Source organism: Comamonas badia DSM 17552 (genome assembly GCF_000484635.1).
GTDB classification, from domain to species: domain Bacteria; phylum Pseudomonadota; class Gammaproteobacteria; order Burkholderiales; family Burkholderiaceae_C; genus Comamonas_C; species Comamonas_C badia.
The window spans coordinates 1-15,172 of record NZ_AXVM01000017.1 but is presented as its reverse complement, the minus strand read 5'-3'; the positions used below and the strand labels follow the sequence as shown (position 1 = coordinate 15,172).

Genomic DNA, 15,172 nt, shown 5'->3' with positions numbered 1-15,172 from the left:
CAAGAACCTGATTCTGGTTCCGCTGTCGCGGCTGGTGCTGCGCCCCACGGGCCGCAATGTCCGGAAGACCCCGCGCATGTCCATCCCTGAACTGGCCGCGAGCATCCAGCGCGTGGGCCTGCTGCAAAACCTGATCGTGATTCCCGCCGCCGATGGCGAGCATTACGAGGTGGTGGCCGGTGGCCGCAGGCTGGCCGCGTTGAAGCTGCTGGCGAAGAAGCACCGCATCGCCAAGGATTGGGACGTGCCTTGCCTGCAAGTGGCCGATGGTACGGCCCGCACCGCCAGCCTCACCGAGAACGTGCAGCGCGAACAGATGCACCCGGCAGACCAGTTCGAAGCCTTCGCGGCGCTGGTGGCCGAAGGCCGTCCCATCGAGGACATTGCGGCGGATTTCAGCGTTACGCCGCTGGTGGTGCAGCGCCGTTTGAAGCTGGCGAACGTCTCGCCGCGCCTGATGGCGGACTACCGGGCCGATGCCGTGAGCCTTGACCAGTTGATGGCCTTGTCCATCACCGACGACCACGCCGCGCAGGAAAGCGCCTTCTACGATGCGCCGACGTGGCAGCGCCAGCCCTCCGCGCTGCGCGAGCGCCTGACCGAGCGCGAAATCGACGCCCACCGGCATCCGCTGGTGCGCTTCGTCGGGCTGGGCACTTACGAGCAAGCGGGCGGTGGCATCCGCCGCGACCTGTTCGCAGAGGGCGATGCGGGCGTGTACCTGACCGACGCCGCGCTGCTGGAGCGGCTGGCGCAGGACAAGCTGGCGGGCATCGCTGCCACGGTTCGCGCCGAGGGCTGGGCCTGGGTGGATGCCGCGCCGGGTGTGACCCATGCCGACCTGCAAGCCTTTCAGCGTGCCCCTCGGGAGCGGCGCGAGCCGAACAAGCGCGAGGCGCAGCGCATCGAGAAACTGCAGGAGAAAATGCGAGCCATCGGTGAAGCCGTAGATGCCGCGATGGACGCCGAGGATGAGAACAAGGCCGACGCCTTGCAGGAAGAAGGAGAAGCCGTGGGCGAGCAGTTGCAGGCGCTGGAAGATGGCTTGCAGGGCTACGGCGCGAACGTGAAGGCCGCAGCCGGGGCCATTGTCACTATCGACCGCAACGGCGAGGCCGTCATTCATCGCGGGCTGATGCGCGAGGCCGAGGCCAAGGCGCTGCGCACGCTGAAAAAGCTGCGGCAGGGTTTCGGTAACGAAGGCGAAACCGGGAGCGACGAAGACGAGGAAGCCGACGACGCACCCAAGACCGCCGCTATGTCCGACCGGCTGGCGCAACGTTTGAGCGCCCACCGCACTGCCGCGCTGCAAATCGAAGTGGCCCGGCATCCGCAAGCCGCGCTGGCTGCTGTGGTGCATGGCATGGTGCAGACCGTCTTGCAGGGGAGCCACTACGGCCACGATCTGCCGCTGGGCGTGCGCCTCACGGTGCAAGACCGGTTGGAAGGCATAGCTTCGGACTGGCCGGAATCGCCTGCCGCCGTGGCTCTGCGCGAACTGCAGCGCGCTTGGGGCGGCAAGCTGCCCGAGGACAGCATCGAACTGTTCGCCGCGCTGCTGGTGATGGAACAGGGCGAACTGGTCAAGCTGCTGGCCGTGTGCGTGGCTTCGACGGTGGACGTGGTGACGCCGCGTGCCACGGTGCGGCAGCCCGGCGCGGAACTGGCGCAGGCCGTGGGCCTCGATATGGCCGCATGGTGGCAACCCACCGCCGAAGGCTACTTCAAGCACGTTCCGAAGGCGGCGGTTCTGCAAGCCGTGGGCGAGTTCGCACCCGAGAGTGTCAACCGGCTGGCGAAGCTCAAGAAGGCCGACATTGCCAGCGAGGCCGAACGGCTGGTGAACGGTACAGGCTGGATGCCTGCCATATTCAAGACGACAGACGCGCCCGAGGAAGGCCCGCAGGATGCGGAGCAGGACGGCGCGGCCGTGGCGGCGGATGAACCCGCCGAGGTTTTGGCCGCTTGACCCGTGCCGAAAGTGAGCGCCCCGGCTTCGACCGGGGCGCTTCGCGTGGAAGGAGAACCGCCCATGACCCGCACCACCACCAGCCGCCCGCGCATGGCGGCGATCTACGCTCCCGGCGCGGTACGCGCCCGCCGCTGGCACGGCGATGGCGACGTGCGCGGCTACCGTCCGCCCTCGGGCTGGACGGCCCGCGCCGACCTCACCGACATTCACCCCATCACGGACCGCGCCTTGCTGCGTGCCGTGTGGTGGATTATCGAAACAAAGGAATGACGCCAGCACCGGCCCCAGCGCGAAACGCTGGGGCCGGTGGATTCGAAAATCCGGGCGCGGCAGCGGCCGCACCCGGTGTCGAAGCCCAACAGCCTCAACCACCACGCCGTCGTTTTCGCAGGATTCGGGCGGTGGCGTTGAAATGCGCAAGCGGCCTGCCCATGCAGCGCACCAGTCAGATTGCTGCCATATAACTGGCGTCCATTATGTGTTGCAACTTGAGCACCCCCGCTGCATTTGCACAGGCGGGCACTTGACCGATCCGTAGGAGCAGAAAACGCAGCAGTCTCCCGCCTTCGGCCGCAGCAACGTATTGCACTGCTCGCACTCGTAGAAGAACTGGCAGGCATCGGTCGGCATGGTCTCATGCCTGGCATGGCCGCAGTGCGGGCAGGTCAGCACCGACTCCAGTGTGGGCGTGTCGGTTGTCATTTTCGCTCCGTCGCAGGGTAGCCCGCGTCGGTAGTCGCCTTGACGAGTGTCGAGACCTGGGCCTGGTCTGCATCGAACGTGATGGTCGCCGTCTTCTTGGCGAAGTCGATCCTGATCTGGCTGACGCCAGGCAATCGCTCCAGGGACTTCTTCACCGTGATCGGGCACAGCTCGCAGGTCATGTTCTGCACATGGAGCGTGGCCGTCTGCGGCGTTGTGGCCAGGGCAGCGAACGGCGACAGTGCCACGAGCAGCGATGCGACTGATTTACGCATGAGGGCTCCTTCAGAGAAACAAGGGTGCCAGCCAGGGCACCGACAACAAGGCGAGAAGCACCAGCGCGACGATCCAGAAGATCAGCCGCTGGTGTTTGAGAACGCTCGATTGGGAGCAGGTGGTGCCGGGCTCGCAGACCGGCTGTTGAAAGTACAGACGCCGAAACGCCAAGCCCAAGAACAAAACTGTCGCCGCAATGAACCAAGGCCGCAGCGGCTCCAGCGCGGTGAGACTGGCGATCCAGGCGCCACCGATGCCCATCATCAGCAGTACCAGCGGCACCACACAGCACACCGAGGCGCCGATGGCAGCCAGCGCCCCGGCGGCGAGCGAATTCTTGAACTTGAAGGTGGGCATGGGCGAGCGTGAACGTCTTCGACACTTACCAATCTAAACTCCGTACCATGCTACGGAGTCAAGGGGGTCGAGCAATGAGCGAGCTGACGATAGGAGGACTGGCCGACGAGGCCGGCGTGAATGTCGAGACCATTCGCTACTACCAGCGGCGTGGGTTGATGTCGGAGCCGGACAAGCCGACCCATGGATATCGCCGCTACGACGCCACCACGGTCAAGCGCGTGCGTTTCATCAAGCGGGCGCAGGCATTGGGCTTCACGTTGGAAGAGATCGTCGGCCTGCTCGAACTCGATGAGGCCCATGCCTGTGCCGAAACGCATGAATTGGCTGCGCACAAGCTGGAGGCTATTGAAACCAAGCTGGCCGATTTGGCGGCGATGCGCAAGGCACTCATGACCCTGCTGCGCCAGTGCGATGCGGGTGCGATGAAGGGCAACTGCCCAATCATCCACGCTCTGGGAGCAGACTGAAGCCCGCGAAAATTCGATTTCGGGAGTGTCAGGATTTCTGTGTGTGAGGCTGTTGAATCCGTCACTCTATCGTGAGGCGGCTTGGTGATCTTACTGGCCCGATCTGGTAAATCGGTCCTCGTAGAGGATCGCAAATTGGTTCATCGCTGATTTCCAGTGGTTGGCCGCCCGCCCCCAGTCCGCGGTGATGTTGCGCAGCGCCAGCCAGATCAGCTTGGTGGCCGCCTCGTCGCTGGGGAAGTGGCCGCGCGTTTTGATGATCTTGCGCAGCCGTGCGTTCACGCTCTCGATGGCGTTGGTGGTGTAGATCACGCGCCGCACCTCGGGCGGGAAGGCGAAGAACGGGATGACCTTGTCCCAGGCCTGGCGCCAGGCGCTGACCACGGTCGGGAACCGCTGCCCCCAGGGGCCGGCCGCAAACGCATCCAACTCGGCCTCGGCCGCCTCGGCGCTCACCGCGGTGTAGATGGGTTTGATGGCTGCGGCCAGCGCCTTGCGGTCTTTCCATGACGCAAAGTCCAGGCCACCCCGGATCAGGTGCACGATGCAGGTCTGCAGCGTCGTCGCCGGGAACACTGCGCCCAGCGCCTCTGGCATGCCCTTGAGGCCGTCGGTGACGGCAATCAGGATGTCCTGCACCCCGCGCGTCTTCAGATCGTTGAAGACCTTCATCCAGAACTTCGCCCCCTCGGTGTTCTCGATCCAGATTCCCAGGATGTCGCGCGAGCCGTCAGGCAGTACGCCCAGCGCCAGGTAGACGGCCTTGGAGCGCACCACCGCATCCTCGCGAATCTTGACCCGCAGCGCATCGAAGAACACCACCGGGTATATCGCCTCCAGCGGCCGTGTCTGCCAGGCCGTGACCTCGCCCATCACCTCATCGGTGACACGGCTGATGAGCTCGGGCGAGACGTCCACCGAGTACATCTCAGCCAGGAAACCCTGGATCTCGCGCACCGTCATGCCGCGTGCGTACATGGCGATGATCTTGTCGTCGAAACCCGTAAAGCGCCGCTCGTGCTTGCCAATGAGCTGCGGCTCGAAGCTGCCTTCGCGATCGCGTGGGACATCGATGCGCAGCGCCCCCACATCGGTCAGTACGGTCTTGGTGCTCTTGCCGTTGCGGTGGTTGGCTGATCCGCCTGTGGGCTTGGCTTGGCCGGGCGCATAGCCTAGGTGATGACTCATCTCGGCGCCCAGCGCCCTCTCAAGAATTGACTTCTTGAACTGATCGAACAGCCCTTGGACTTGGCCCGGCGTCATGGGCCCGGTCACCAACTGGTCAAGCAGCTCGGCCGGGATGTGAAATTGCGGCTGTGCCGCCTGGTCCGCCAAAGCGGTGGGTTTGGTCTTGCGTGGCATTCATGCTCCTTGTCGACATGCTATGCCTCACATACAAAATTTCTGACAAGCTCTCGATTTCTGCTCGCTTACCGGGGCTGCGCTGATCGTGGGGCTTTGGCTCCTTCTTGTCGCACCAGTGAAATGAGCTTCAGATGCCCATCGCCAAGACCCAGCCCGCCAGCCCGGCCAGCAGCACCACGAGCGCTGGCGGTACCCGCCCCACCGTCAGCAGCCCGAACGAAAGCAACGCCAGCCCAAAATCCGCCTTGCCGTAGATTGCACTCGTCCACACCGGGTCATACAGAGCCGACACCAGGATGCCGACCACGCCGGCGTTGATGCCGGCCATGGCCGTCTGGATGCCCGCGCGGTGGCGCAGTCCATCCCAGAACGGCAGCGCGCCGACCAACATGAAGAAGGCGGGGAGAAAAATGGTGCCCAGCAGCGCCAGGCCACCGATCCAGCCATGCAGCGGCCCCTGTGCAATGGCGCCGAGATAGGCCGAGAACGTGAACAGCGGCCCTGGCACGGCCTGCGCCGCACCGTAGCCGGCCAGGAAGTCGGCATTGCCGACAATACCGCTGGGCACCACGGTGGCCTGCAGCAGCGGCAGCACGACGTGCCCACCGCCGAAGACCAGCGCGCCGGAGCGATACACCCCTTCCAGCAGCGCTATCGTGGACGAGCCCGTGGCGGCAGCCCACAGGGGCAGCCCGACGAGCGGTGCGGCGAACAACAGCAGCGCAACGATGCCCAGCTTGCGCGAGACTGGGTAGCTGTGGGCTTGGCCACCGCCGGGCTGTGCGATCTTCAAGCCCCACCAGCCCAGCAATCCCGCCACCGCGATGGCGGCGATCTGTCCCGCAGCGGAGGGCAGGATCATGGTCAGCAGTGCCGCCAGAATGGCCAGAGCGGCACGCGGACGATCCGGGCACAACGACTTGGCCATTCCCCACACGGCTTGCGCCACGATGGCCACGGCCACAACTTTGAGCCCATGCACCCACCCGGACTGGGCCAGCCCCTGGTACTCGGCGATGCCGAAGGCAAACAGGATCAGCGCAATCGCTGATGGCAACGTGAATCCTGCCCAGGCTGCCAGCAATCCCGGCCAGCCCGCGCGGCCCAGCCCCAGCGCCATGCCCACCTGGCTGCTGGCGGGGCCGGGCAGAAATTGGCATAGGGCGACCAGATCGGAGTAGCTGCGGTCATCCAGCCAGCGGCGGCGTTCGACGAACTCCGAGCGGAAGTAGCCCAGGTGCGCGATCGGCCCGCCGAAGGAGGTCAACCCTAGCTTGAGGAAGGCGCCAAAGACCTCGACCGGTGTGCCACGTGCGGCAGCGGTATCCCGTTGGATGGTGTTGGGGAGGTTTGTCATTTGTGCATTGCCTCCCCGGTGAACTCCCGGATGCGTTCTTTGGCGAGTGCCAAGCCTTCCTTGCCCTTGGGCGTGATTGAGTAGAGCTTGCGAACGGTGCGCCCCTCACGCTCCTGGCGCGACACGAGATAGCCATCGCGCTCCATCTTGTGCAGCATCGGGTACAGCGTTCCTGGAGAGAGGCGGTAGCCGTGGTGGGCCAGCTCGTCGATCATCCATTGCCCGTAGACCTCCTGTTCGGCCGCGTGGTGCAGCGCGTGCAGGCGGATCAGCCCCGACAGCAGGTCGTGGTGCTCCATGGCGCGCGGTGTTGGTTTTTCTTTCATATCGAATTACGATAACGAAATTCGATAATATCACTTGCATGGGCGCTCAATGTTGTCGGTGCGCTGTCATGCCGGGGGGATGAGCCTGACCGTACGCGCTTGGGAGACTTGACTTTTCAAGACAGTTGCTCACGCCTTCGCCCCTGCAGCGCTGCGCGCTTGACTTGCCTCCGGGAGATTGGCTCAAGGCCCATCCCCGCCGCGCTGTGCCTGGCGTTCCTGCAGCAGCGTCGATCGGTTACGCCGGCTCGGTCAGGCCCAGGTCTTACATGCGCTAATGGCTATGCCGGTGATGCACATCGGGGAAATGCGGATGGCTGTGCGTGATGGGCGCATGCCGGTGCGGATGCGAATGTGGCTCCACGCCGTCCCACGGGAAGTCGTGTGCATGGCGATGGTGTTCGTCATGCACATGTCGATGGGTGTGATCCAGCGGCTCATGCGTGTGCAGGTGTTCGTGCCGCTCGGTCAGGTGCAGCCAGACGCCGGCGCCCATCAGCGCGGCCGCCAGCCAGAACGCCATCGTGCTCGACTCGTGGAAGCCGGCGATGGCAATGACTGCGCCGATGAAGGGCGCGGTGGAAAAGTACGCCCCTGTGCGCGCGGAGCCGAGGCCGCGCAGCGCCAGCACGAATAGCACCAGACTGACTCCGTAGCCTGCCAGCCCGACGCTCATGGCCTGGGCCATGCGCGGCCAGGCGGGCAGCGTGGCGCCCAGCGCCATCGCCAGCGCAAGGTTGGTGATGCCCGCCACCAGCCCCTTGGTGCCCGCGATGAAAACGGCATCGGCGGCCGATACCTTGCGCGTCAGGTTGTTGTCCACTGCCCAGCATAGGCAGGCGCCCGCCACGGCGAGACTGCCGAGCGTGCTGCTTGATGGCGTGTCGCCGTGGCGCGGCCACGCCAGCAGCAGGCCGCCCGCCACGATGAAGAGCATGCCCAGCACGATGCGCCGGTCGGCGTTCTCGCGGAACACCACCCACGCCAGCACCGCCGTCAGCACCGATTCCAGATTGAGCAACAGCGACGCATCGGCCGCCGAGGTATGGGCCAGACCCATCATGAGCAGCACGGGGCCGAGCACGCCACCGCTGGCGATGGCGCCGAGCAGCCAGGGCCAGTCCCGTGCAGGCAGGCCGGGCGCGGCGAAGCCGCGATCCCTGATGAGGCGCACCAGCCACAGGCCGATGCCGCTGCCCAGGTACAACAGGCCGGCGAGCAGGATCGGAGCAATGTCGCCCGCAAGCTGCTTGGCGAAAGGTGTGCTGGCGCCGAACAGCAGCGCGGCCCCCAGAGCCGCGAGGATCGAGGGATGGCCCATCATGGATCAGCCGATGAATCAGTCGTCGAAAATGTCACCTTACACCGGATTCAATGGTTGCAATTCCAGTGAGCGGCCGATTGCAAAGGGCGGGCCGGCGCACGCGCCGCCGGGCTTTCGGGCTGCGCCCCGTGCCGTCTTCGTTGTCACGGCCATTCGGCGTCAATCCCTCCCGCCTTCGCGCCTGCGGCGCTGCGCGCTTTGCTTGCCTCCAGGGGATCGGCGCAAGGCCCATCCCCGCCGCGCGATGCTTGGCGCCCCTGGGGGAGAACCGAACCGGCTCGCGCTGGATCGGCCAGGCCAGCGCCCCACCACTCGGGCAGGACTTGGCGGATACGCCGGGGCTTGCTGTCGCAGGTTGCATAAATACGTGCCGCCCTCGACGCTGGCGGTTCGTTGTCTGGTCGTCACGAAGGACGGTTCTCGCGGATTCACGGATATGGCCACCCGGCCTTGCTTTGGAGTTCCTAACCACGCCTCAAGCATGGCCGCCGCACGGTGCAGGGTGCGTTGCCGCCAGTCGTTGGGGATTGGCCTTGCCCGAGTCAGAGGGCGTGCCGTTGGAGTCGTTGTGCGGGGATGCCGAGCTGGCCATGCCTCCTTTCGGAGCTGGATCGGCCCATGGCGTTCTTGTGTTGTTGTGAATCCTGGCGGTGGCGCGGACTTCATGTCTGCAACCTTCCAGCCCAAATAATTTCCCCTGTGCTGCGCACATTCCTCGCGGGACAAATTATTGGGGCTTGCAGGTGCTTCACTGTGTTGCGCCCGCAAGCGGTGCAGCCCGCCCGTCCCCCGCCGGTCGGATCACAACAAGGACGCGATGGGCGCGAACCTTGTTCAACCGTAAGGAGATTCATCATGGCAACCATCGGCACCTTCACCGCGGACAAAGACGGCTTCACCGGCACGCTGCGCACCCTGACCCTCAACATCAAGGCCAAGCTGGTTCCCAACGACAAGGGGGACAACGAGCACGCCCCGGATTTCCGCGTGCAGGCGGCAGGCTTCGACATCGGCGCGGCATGGAAAAAGGTCAGCAAGGCCGAACGGCCCTACGTGTCCGTGACCCTCGACGACCCTTCGTTTCCGGCCACGGTCTATGCCCGGCTGATCGAGGAGGAAGACGGCACGCACACGCTGATCTGGTCGCGCAGCAAACCCCAGGCGGCCTGACGGCCGCCCAGCGCCCCGCCCGAGCGGCGGGGCGCAGTGCTGCTTTCGCAGCACGGCATGAAGGCAACATCGTCACTGGAGCGTTGTCCGTGTCGGCCTGCTTCCAAATGCGTTGAGACTATGACGACAAGGACAGTATGGCGTGCCTGTGCTTTGCGCCGTCGGGCTTTCGGGCTGGGCCCCGTGCCGGCTGCGCTGTCACGGCCATTCGGCTTCAATCCCTCACGCCTTCGCGCCTGCGGCGCTGCGCGCTTTGCTTGCCTCCAGGGGAAAGCCTTGCGGCTATCCCCGCCGCGCGAAGCTTGGCGCCCCTCGACGCCGCCGAACCGGCTTGCGCCGGATCGGCCAGGCCAGCGGCTACGAGAGATTCCCTGCGAGTTGGCCTTCGGTCTGGCTCATCAGCACCGCTGTGCTGCATTCGAGCGCGCCGGCGATCTTGAAGATGATCGCGAGCGTAGGCATATGCTCGCCGCGCTCGATCTTGCCCATGTGCGAACGCTCGATCCCGGCCTGGTGCGCCAGTGATTCCTGCGCAATTCCGCGCTCCATCCGCAGCGCACGCACCGCCGCGCCGAAGGCGTGAGCCAACTCGGCGTCATGGGTGGTGGAGCCAGCCGGTCGGCCGCGCTGAACGGATCGCTTCTGCATAGACAGAAGCGTCGAGTCGCAGCACAATTAAAACCACGTTATCTTTAACTCATTCGCCGCAGCCTCGCTGCTTTGTGCTTCTACAGAAATCCGCATTTGCCGTTCTCGACGAAAGCGCCGATCCATGGAATCACAATCGTGCTTCTCCACAAATCCGCTGATGCGGCTTGCCACCTTCACGCTTTGGCGGATTCGTGCGGCCTGAAGGAAACACCGTGAACCGGCTCACCTCCGATGACGAGCGTGCACAGTTGCTGGCCCACGGGAAGGCCCGCGCCGCTGGCAAAAACATCGACCCGGTGCCCGTGGTGCGGCTGTTCACGCCGGACGCGCATGTGACCTGGCTGCTGGCGGCGCTCGACCCGGCCGATGGTGACACCGCCTGGGGACTCATCGACCTGGGAATCGGGATGCCGGCGCAGGGAACCGTCAAGCTGTCCGAGCTGGCCGGCATCGTCGGGCCGCGCCAGCAGCCCGTGATGCGCGACCTCTATTTCCACCCCACGCGCACGCTTTCGGAATACACCCGGCTGGCCGAGCGCGACGGAGCGATCCCGGACTGAATACGGCTTACTGTGACTTTTTCAGTCTGGTGTCATACCGGGTAAGTCTCAATCGAGATTCTTGCGGCGTAGCCCCACAAGTCTGACCCAAATAGACAGGATGCTTGGCGCGGGTTGCGGCAGGCTGGCTTGTGCAGTGTCCCCGGTCGGGGCGCTGCCGCCGCAGCATTGAGACGAACGCCGCAACGCATCGGAGCCAATCGGTATTGACAGCCCCATCCGCCTTTCTAACCCATGACGTTTCGACGAGGGCGATGTAGCGCGTAGTTCTTCCGTGGCGGCGAGTCCTGTTCGCAGGAGGAGGCGTCATGGTCAATCCTCATCACCTCGCGCATTGGTATCCGACTGCCGCATACCTGTACGTCTTTTGGCTGGATGCGCTGGCGCTGGCCTGGGAGTACTTGCGCCGACATCCCGATTACCGGCTCGACTGGCTGCGCCACCATCGCCGGCCGCAGGCCGCACAGCAGGTGGCGCATCACTGGGGCCTGCACCTGCTGGAAGACCCGGCCCTGGATGCGCGCGATGCGCATCCGGCCTGGCTGCCTGGCCACGCTGCCGTGGTGCAGCTCCATCCCGACGCCGATCCACCCCCCGACGCCGCGGTGTTCGCGTTCTGGCACCTTCCCGGCCACAAGCAACTGCTCCACGACGGTAAGGGGCTGGCGCTGATCGCGCGCAGCCCAGGCCATTGCCTGCGCTTCGCCCTGGCGCCCGGCCTGGAAGACGGCATGGCCGTGGTCCAGGCCCACCGCGGCGGTGCTCTTGCGCCTGCGCGCCGTCATTCGCTGGGCACGGCCCTGTTCATCGTCAATCCCCGGCCAACGCCCGCCGCATTGATGGAGCTGCACACCTTGCAGGCGTTCGACGCAACCCTGGCGGGCGCGTCCTTGCGCGATGTGGGCGAAGGGCTGTTCGGTGCCGACGCCGTGGCCGATTGGTACAGCGACGGCGGCCTGCGCTCCAAGGTGCGCCGCCTCGTGCGGCGCGGCGACGCGCTGATGCGCGGCGGCTATCGCCGCCTAGCACAGCTTCCGCCGCTTGAGAAGGGTCGTTTTGAAGGGAGTGCAAAACGACCCTGAGCAGGAGGGCCGCGTTTTCTGAGACTGCCTCCATCCGGTCGCGTCGTGCGACCGGGCGTTTTCAACCGATGGAGGTTCACACCATGCGTCCCGCTCCCTTGCGGCCTGCCGCCACTGTCTCGACCGCTGCCGCGCAGCCCCAACGCTATCTCACCAACGACGAAGCCGCCGAGTACCTGCGCCTGTCGCCGCGCACGCTGGAGAAGCAGCGCGTGATCGGTGGCGGCCCGCGCTTTCGCAAGTTCGGGCGGCGCGTCATGTACGCCGTGGCCGACCTCGATGCCTGGGCCGCCGACCGCAGTTTCGAGACGACCTCCGATCCCGAATACGCCGAGCACCACTCGGCCGACAGCCGTGCGCGCTGACCGCTGGAGTGCGGGAGGCCATCGCCATGTCCAGCACCGCGCTGCCATCCCGGCAGCGGCCGATGCAGGAGCGCGAACAGCTCGACCTGTTCCGCGCCTTGCCCGGCGACATGGCGCCGCGCGACAGCCAGGATTTGATGGCTTATCCGTTCTTCTCTTTGGCGAAGTCCAAGCGGGTCAAGCCCATCGACTTCCGCGCGGGCAACGTTACGATCCGCGTGGAGGGCACGCAGGAGCACGGCATCGCCACAATTTGGGATGCGGACGTGCTGATCTGGGCGGCCTCGCAGATCGTGGAGGCGAAGGACGCGGGCCTGCGGCCCTCGCGGCTGATGCGCGCCACGCCCTACGAGATCCTGCGTTTCATCGGGCGCGGCAAGTCGCTGCACGACTACCAGCGCCTCAAGGCCGCGCTGGATCGGCTGCAATCGACCACGGTGGCCACGTCCATCCGCGAGACGACCGGGCGACGCTTGCATCGGTTTTCGTGGATCAACGAATGGAAGGAGCTGGCCGATGCCAATGGCACGCCGCTGGGCATCGAGCTGATCCTGCCCGACTGGTTCTATGCGGGCGTGCTCGACGCCGCCCTGGTGCTGACCATCGACCCGGCGTATTTCCGGCTGACCGGCGGCATCGAGCGGTGGCTGTACCGGCTGGTGCGCAAGCACGGCGGCAAGCAGGAATACGGCTGGCAATTCGACTTCCGCTACCTGCACCAGAAGTCCGGCAGCACCGCGAAGCCCTACGACTTCGCCTGCGACCTGCGCGCGCTGGTCGCGCGGCAGTCGCTGCCCGGCTATGTCCTGGGCATCGAGAGGATGCCGGACAACGGCATGGAGCTGCTGACGTTTCGGCCCGTGCCGCAGACGGCACGGGGATAACTTCGGGACAGCCTGTGAATGGTGTCGTGCTATCAGGCGTGCGGGGTATCGTGCTATCAGGCGTGGGACTATCGTGCTATCAGGCGTGCCGATCGGCCGCAAACCCGTGCCAGCATTGGGTTTGCGCGTCCTCTAACTTCCCTAACTTAATTTCTCTAACTTTTAGTAGAGAAGCGCCGCTGCGGTGGACAACCACCACGCGGCCACAAACGGCAGACAAAACCGGCCGCCAGTCGGCAGGTTTTGCAGGCGACTCCAAGCAAGGCTTTCCAGCATGGAGGGCCAGGCCATGATCGTCGCGATGCTCAATCAGAAAGGCGGCGTGGGCAAGACCACGCTCGCCACGCACATCGCCGGCGAGCTGGCGATGCGTGGCCAGCACGTCGTGCTGCTGGACGCCGACCCGCAGGGTTCATCCCTGGACTGGACGCAGCGCAGAAGCCAGCAAGGCTTGCCACGGCTGTTCAGCGCCGTGGGCCTCGCACGCGAAACGCTGCATCAGGAGGCGCCAGAACTCGCCAGGCGGGCCGATCACGTCGTCATCGACGGGCCGCCGCGCATCGCCGCCTTGGCGCGCTCCGCGCTGCTGGCGGCCGAGCGCGTGCTGATCCCGGTGCAGCCCAGCCCCTACGACCTGTGGGCCAGCGCCGAGATGGTGACGCTGATCCGCGAGGCGCAGGTGTTCCGGCCGCTGCTCCGCGCGGCCTTCGTCATCAATCGGCGCGTCAGCACCACCATCATCGGCAGGGAAGCGCGGCAATCGCTGGCCGAACAGCCGCTGCCGGCGCTACGCGCCGAGGTGTGCCAGCGCATCGTGTTCGCCGTCAGCGTGGCCGCTGGCCGGCTTGCGCGCGAGACGGCACCGGACAGCGCCGCCGCACGGGAAATCACCGCCCTGGTGGACGAACTGCTGCGGTGGACGACATGACAGCGAAGCCACCGCCGAACAGCAAACGTGCGGCAAAGCGCGTCGGCATCGGCGCGCGTCCGCCCGCGAATCCGCACGCCGAGGCGTGGATTCGCCAGGGCGATGCCGATGCGCTGGGCAAGGGCGACCTCTACACCGCCCGCCTGACCCTCGACATCACGCCCGCCATGCGGGCGCGCATCAAGGTGTCGGCCTTCACGCAAGGCGTGACCGTGGCCGACCTGCTGCGCGGCCTGCTGGAGCGCGAGTTTTCAGAACACCGCAGGGAGAACACGCCATGAACGCATCCGCTTCGCTTGCCAATGTATCCATTGCCTTCGCGACCACCGCTGCGCTCGCAGCCCCTTCCGTCCAGTCTGCCAGCGCGCCGCTGACGCGCGTGGCGTTGGCCTATATCGAACCGCGCTTCAAGCTCTACCTGCGCTTCGGCGAACCTGCGCGCACGCGCCAGCTCGACCGCTGGCGGCGCTGCGCGGTGTTCCTGCCGGGCGCCATGTTCTGCCGCATCCGCTGGCAGGCTAACGACTACGGCACGATTCGCTGGCAGCTCATGGTGATGCAGGCTTGCACGCCGCTCGATGCGGCGCAGCGCATTCCCGGCGTGCAGCCGGGCGCGCGCCTGCTGCTGCACGCCGAGGGCGACGGGCAGGTGCGCGCCGTGCTGGAGCGCATCGACGCCATCGAGGCACTGGGCATCGCGCCTGTCGCCGTCTCGCCCGCGTACTGGCGCACGCTCGCCAACCGGCTCGCCGCGCGCCTGCCGCTGCCCGAATACACCGCCGAGCGGCACGCCGCCTGGCTGGCCGGGAGGACGCTGCCATGACCGCCGTTTCCACTACGGGCCTCGCGCCGCGTCCTCGCTCGCGCCTGCGCGCCCGCATCGTGCTCGCGGGCCTCGCCGCCTGCGGCCTCGCTGCGCTGGCCTGGGCGTCCTTCGTGCATCCATTCCCGCGCCTGATCTACAACCCGTCCGACAGCGTTCCCGTGGGCTGGTATCGCGTCGATCCGCTGCGCCATCGGCCCGGCTCGCTGCCACGTCCATTGTCCGTGGACAGCATCGTCCTGACCACACTGCCGCCAGACGCCGCCGCGCTGGCCGCGCAGCGCGGCTACCTGCCGGCGCGCGTGCCGCTGCTCAAGCGCGTGGGCGCAGTCGCGCCACAGCAGGTTTGCGTTTTCGATGCGCTGGTGTGGATCGACGGCGTGCCGGTGGCTGCCGTTCGGCCCGCCGACCGGCTGGGCCGTCCGCTGCCATCCTGGCCGCAGTGCCGGCAGCTTCGGCCTGGCGAACTGTTCCTGCTCAGTGTGACCAATCCGGCGTCGTTCGACAGCCGGTATTTCGGGCCGGTCAGCGCATCCGCCGTGATCGGCGTCGCGCACCCG

General features: G+C 66.1%; 20 protein-coding genes. 12 read left to right on the top strand and 8 right to left on the bottom strand.

Annotation, left to right across the window (positions count from 1 at the left end):
- Together K320_RS0117695 and K320_RS0117690 are read left to right on the top strand one after the other, a co-directional pair.
- Window positions 1–1,969, top strand: a 1,969-nt coding sequence (locus K320_RS0117695) for a ParB/RepB/Spo0J family partition protein (RefSeq protein ID WP_024540119.1), incomplete at its 5' end; no start/stop codon positions are given.
- A 63-nt stretch (window positions 1,970–2,032) separates the two neighbouring features.
- Window positions 2,033–2,242, top strand: coding sequence for a hypothetical protein (locus K320_RS0117690; protein WP_024540118.1), 210 nt, complete (start codon window positions 2,033–2,035; stop codon window positions 2,240–2,242).
- A 204-nt stretch (window positions 2,243–2,446) separates the two neighbouring features.
- Here the strand turns inward: K320_RS0117690 and K320_RS19600 are convergent, their stop codons facing one another.
- The 3 genes from K320_RS19600 to K320_RS0117680 are packed head-to-tail and all read right to left on the bottom strand — an operon-like array spanning window position 2,447 to window position 3,307.
- Window positions 2,447–2,674, bottom strand: a complete 228-nt coding sequence (locus K320_RS19600) for a GDCCVxC domain-containing (seleno)protein (protein ID WP_084301301.1) — start codon at window positions 2,672–2,674, stop codon at window positions 2,447–2,449.
- Window positions 2,671–2,949, bottom strand: a complete 279-nt coding sequence (locus tag K320_RS0117685) for a heavy-metal-associated domain-containing protein (RefSeq protein ID WP_024540117.1) — start codon at window positions 2,947–2,949, stop codon at window positions 2,671–2,673. The genes K320_RS19600 and K320_RS0117685 overlap by 4 nt, the downstream gene beginning before the upstream one ends.
- A 10-nt stretch (window positions 2,950–2,959) precedes the next feature.
- A complete protein-coding gene (locus K320_RS0117680; RefSeq protein ID WP_024540116.1) occupies window positions 2,960–3,307 on the bottom strand; it encodes a mercuric transporter MerT family protein in 348 nt (115 codons plus the stop codon).
- 74 nt (window positions 3,308–3,381) lie between these two features.
- On the opposite strand from K320_RS0117680, the gene merR reads away from it, so the two are divergent.
- Complete coding sequence (gene merR, locus K320_RS0117675) at window positions 3,382–3,777, top strand: Hg(II)-responsive transcriptional regulator (RefSeq protein WP_024540115.1); 396 nt, start codon at window positions 3,382–3,384, stop codon at window positions 3,775–3,777.
- A 90-nt stretch (window positions 3,778–3,867) separates the two neighbouring features.
- Here the strand turns inward: merR and K320_RS0117670 are convergent, their stop codons facing one another.
- From K320_RS0117670 to K320_RS0117655, 4 genes are all read right to left on the bottom strand, one after another.
- Entirely contained in the window at window positions 3,868–5,139 is a 1,272-nt protein-coding gene (locus K320_RS0117670) for an IS256 family transposase (protein WP_024540114.1), read from the bottom strand.
- Window positions 5,140–5,269: 130 nt separating this feature from the next.
- The gene (gene chrA, locus K320_RS0117665; RefSeq protein ID WP_024540113.1) at window positions 5,270–6,499 is read right to left on the bottom strand and encodes a chromate efflux transporter; all 1,230 of its coding nucleotides are present in this window, start codon (window positions 6,497–6,499) and stop codon (window positions 5,270–5,272) included.
- Entirely contained in the window at window positions 6,496–6,825 is a 330-nt protein-coding gene (locus tag K320_RS0117660) for a PadR family transcriptional regulator (RefSeq protein ID WP_244957569.1), read from the bottom strand. Before K320_RS0117660 ends, chrA begins: the two co-directional genes overlap by 4 nt.
- A gap of 274 nt (window positions 6,826–7,099) precedes the next feature.
- Complete coding sequence (locus K320_RS0117655) at window positions 7,100–8,149, bottom strand: DMT family transporter (RefSeq protein ID WP_024540111.1); 1,050 nt, start codon at window positions 8,147–8,149, stop codon at window positions 7,100–7,102.
- Window positions 8,150–9,004: 855 nt separating this feature from the next.
- On the opposite strand from K320_RS0117655, the gene K320_RS0117650 reads away from it, so the two are divergent.
- Window positions 9,005–9,319, top strand: coding sequence for a DUF736 domain-containing protein (locus K320_RS0117650; protein ID WP_024540110.1), 315 nt, complete (start codon window positions 9,005–9,007; stop codon window positions 9,317–9,319).
- 357 nt (window positions 9,320–9,676) lie between these two features.
- Here the strand turns inward: K320_RS0117650 and K320_RS0117645 are convergent, their stop codons facing one another.
- Window positions 9,677–9,967, bottom strand: a complete 291-nt coding sequence (locus K320_RS0117645) for a helix-turn-helix domain-containing protein (protein WP_024540109.1) — start codon at window positions 9,965–9,967, stop codon at window positions 9,677–9,679.
- A 215-nt stretch (window positions 9,968–10,182) separates the two neighbouring features.
- Between K320_RS0117645 and K320_RS0117640 the strand changes: the two genes are divergently transcribed.
- From K320_RS0117640 to K320_RS0117605, 8 genes are all read left to right on the top strand, one after another.
- Window positions 10,183–10,530 (top strand): DUF2958 domain-containing protein, encoded by a 348-nt coding sequence (locus K320_RS0117640; RefSeq protein ID WP_024540108.1) that lies wholly within the window; start codon window positions 10,183–10,185, stop codon window positions 10,528–10,530.
- A 308-nt stretch (window positions 10,531–10,838) separates the two neighbouring features.
- Window positions 10,839–11,612, top strand: a complete 774-nt coding sequence (locus K320_RS0117635; RefSeq protein WP_024540107.1) for a DUF2285 domain-containing protein — start codon at window positions 10,839–10,841, stop codon at window positions 11,610–11,612.
- 83 nt (window positions 11,613–11,695) lie between these two features.
- A complete protein-coding gene (locus tag K320_RS0117630) occupies window positions 11,696–11,977 on the top strand; it encodes a helix-turn-helix transcriptional regulator (protein ID WP_003107109.1) in 282 nt (93 codons plus the stop codon).
- Between the two features lie 26 nt (window positions 11,978–12,003).
- Window positions 12,004–12,861, top strand: coding sequence for a replication initiator protein A (locus K320_RS0117625; RefSeq protein WP_024539918.1), 858 nt, complete (start codon window positions 12,004–12,006; stop codon window positions 12,859–12,861).
- Window positions 12,862–13,150: 289 nt separating this feature from the next.
- Window positions 13,151–13,789, top strand: coding sequence for a ParA family partition ATPase (gene parA / locus K320_RS0117620; protein WP_024539917.1), 639 nt, complete (start codon window positions 13,151–13,153; stop codon window positions 13,787–13,789).
- A complete protein-coding gene (locus K320_RS0117615; protein ID WP_024539916.1) occupies window positions 13,786–14,070 on the top strand; it encodes a hypothetical protein in 285 nt (94 codons plus the stop codon). Before parA ends, K320_RS0117615 begins: the two co-directional genes overlap by 4 nt.
- The gene (locus K320_RS0117610; RefSeq protein WP_024539915.1) at window positions 14,067–14,612 is read left to right on the top strand and encodes a DUF2840 domain-containing protein; all 546 of its coding nucleotides are present in this window, start codon (window positions 14,067–14,069) and stop codon (window positions 14,610–14,612) included. Before K320_RS0117615 ends, K320_RS0117610 begins: the two co-directional genes overlap by 4 nt.
- Window positions 14,609–15,172 (top strand): S26 family signal peptidase (locus K320_RS0117605; RefSeq protein WP_024540120.1); only part of this gene is annotated, 564 nt, incomplete at its 3' end. The genes K320_RS0117610 and K320_RS0117605, both read left to right, overlap by 4 nt.

Bases quoted from the DNA above. Each gene is read 5' to 3' on its own strand.
- K320_RS0117690 (WP_024540118.1), top strand. From the start codon at position 2,033: ATGACCCGCACCACCACCAGCCGCCCGCGCATGGCGGCGATCTACGCT.
- K320_RS19600 (WP_084301301.1), bottom strand. From the start codon at position 2,674: ATGACAACCGACACGCCCACACTGGAGTCGGTGCTGACCTGCCCGCAC.
- K320_RS0117685 (WP_024540117.1), bottom strand. From the start codon at position 2,949: ATGCGTAAATCAGTCGCATCGCTGCTCGTGGCACTGTCGCCGTTCGCT.
- K320_RS0117680 (WP_024540116.1), bottom strand. From the start codon at position 3,307: ATGCCCACCTTCAAGTTCAAGAATTCGCTCGCCGCCGGGGCGCTGGCT.
- merR (WP_024540115.1), top strand. From the start codon at position 3,382: ATGAGCGAGCTGACGATAGGAGGACTGGCCGACGAGGCCGGCGTGAAT.
- K320_RS0117670 (WP_024540114.1), bottom strand. From the start codon at position 5,139: ATGCCACGCAAGACCAAACCCACCGCTTTGGCGGACCAGGCGGCACAG.
- chrA (WP_024540113.1), bottom strand. From the start codon at position 6,499: ATGACAAACCTCCCCAACACCATCCAACGGGATACCGCTGCCGCACGT.
- K320_RS0117660 (WP_244957569.1), bottom strand. From the start codon at position 6,825: ATGAAAGAAAAACCAACACCGCGCGCCATGGAGCACCACGACCTGCTG.
- K320_RS0117655 (WP_024540111.1), bottom strand. From the start codon at position 8,149: ATGATGGGCCATCCCTCGATCCTCGCGGCTCTGGGGGCCGCGCTGCTG.
- K320_RS0117650 (WP_024540110.1), top strand. From the start codon at position 9,005: ATGGCAACCATCGGCACCTTCACCGCGGACAAAGACGGCTTCACCGGC.
- K320_RS0117645 (WP_024540109.1), bottom strand. From the start codon at position 9,967: ATGCAGAAGCGATCCGTTCAGCGCGGCCGACCGGCTGGCTCCACCACC.
- K320_RS0117635 (WP_024540107.1), top strand. From the start codon at position 10,839: ATGGTCAATCCTCATCACCTCGCGCATTGGTATCCGACTGCCGCATAC.
- K320_RS0117630 (WP_003107109.1), top strand. From the start codon at position 11,696: ATGCGTCCCGCTCCCTTGCGGCCTGCCGCCACTGTCTCGACCGCTGCC.
- K320_RS0117625 (WP_024539918.1), top strand. From the start codon at position 12,004: ATGTCCAGCACCGCGCTGCCATCCCGGCAGCGGCCGATGCAGGAGCGC.
- parA (WP_024539917.1), top strand. From the start codon at position 13,151: ATGATCGTCGCGATGCTCAATCAGAAAGGCGGCGTGGGCAAGACCACG.
- K320_RS0117615 (WP_024539916.1), top strand. From the start codon at position 13,786: ATGACAGCGAAGCCACCGCCGAACAGCAAACGTGCGGCAAAGCGCGTC.
- K320_RS0117610 (WP_024539915.1), top strand. From the start codon at position 14,067: ATGAACGCATCCGCTTCGCTTGCCAATGTATCCATTGCCTTCGCGACC.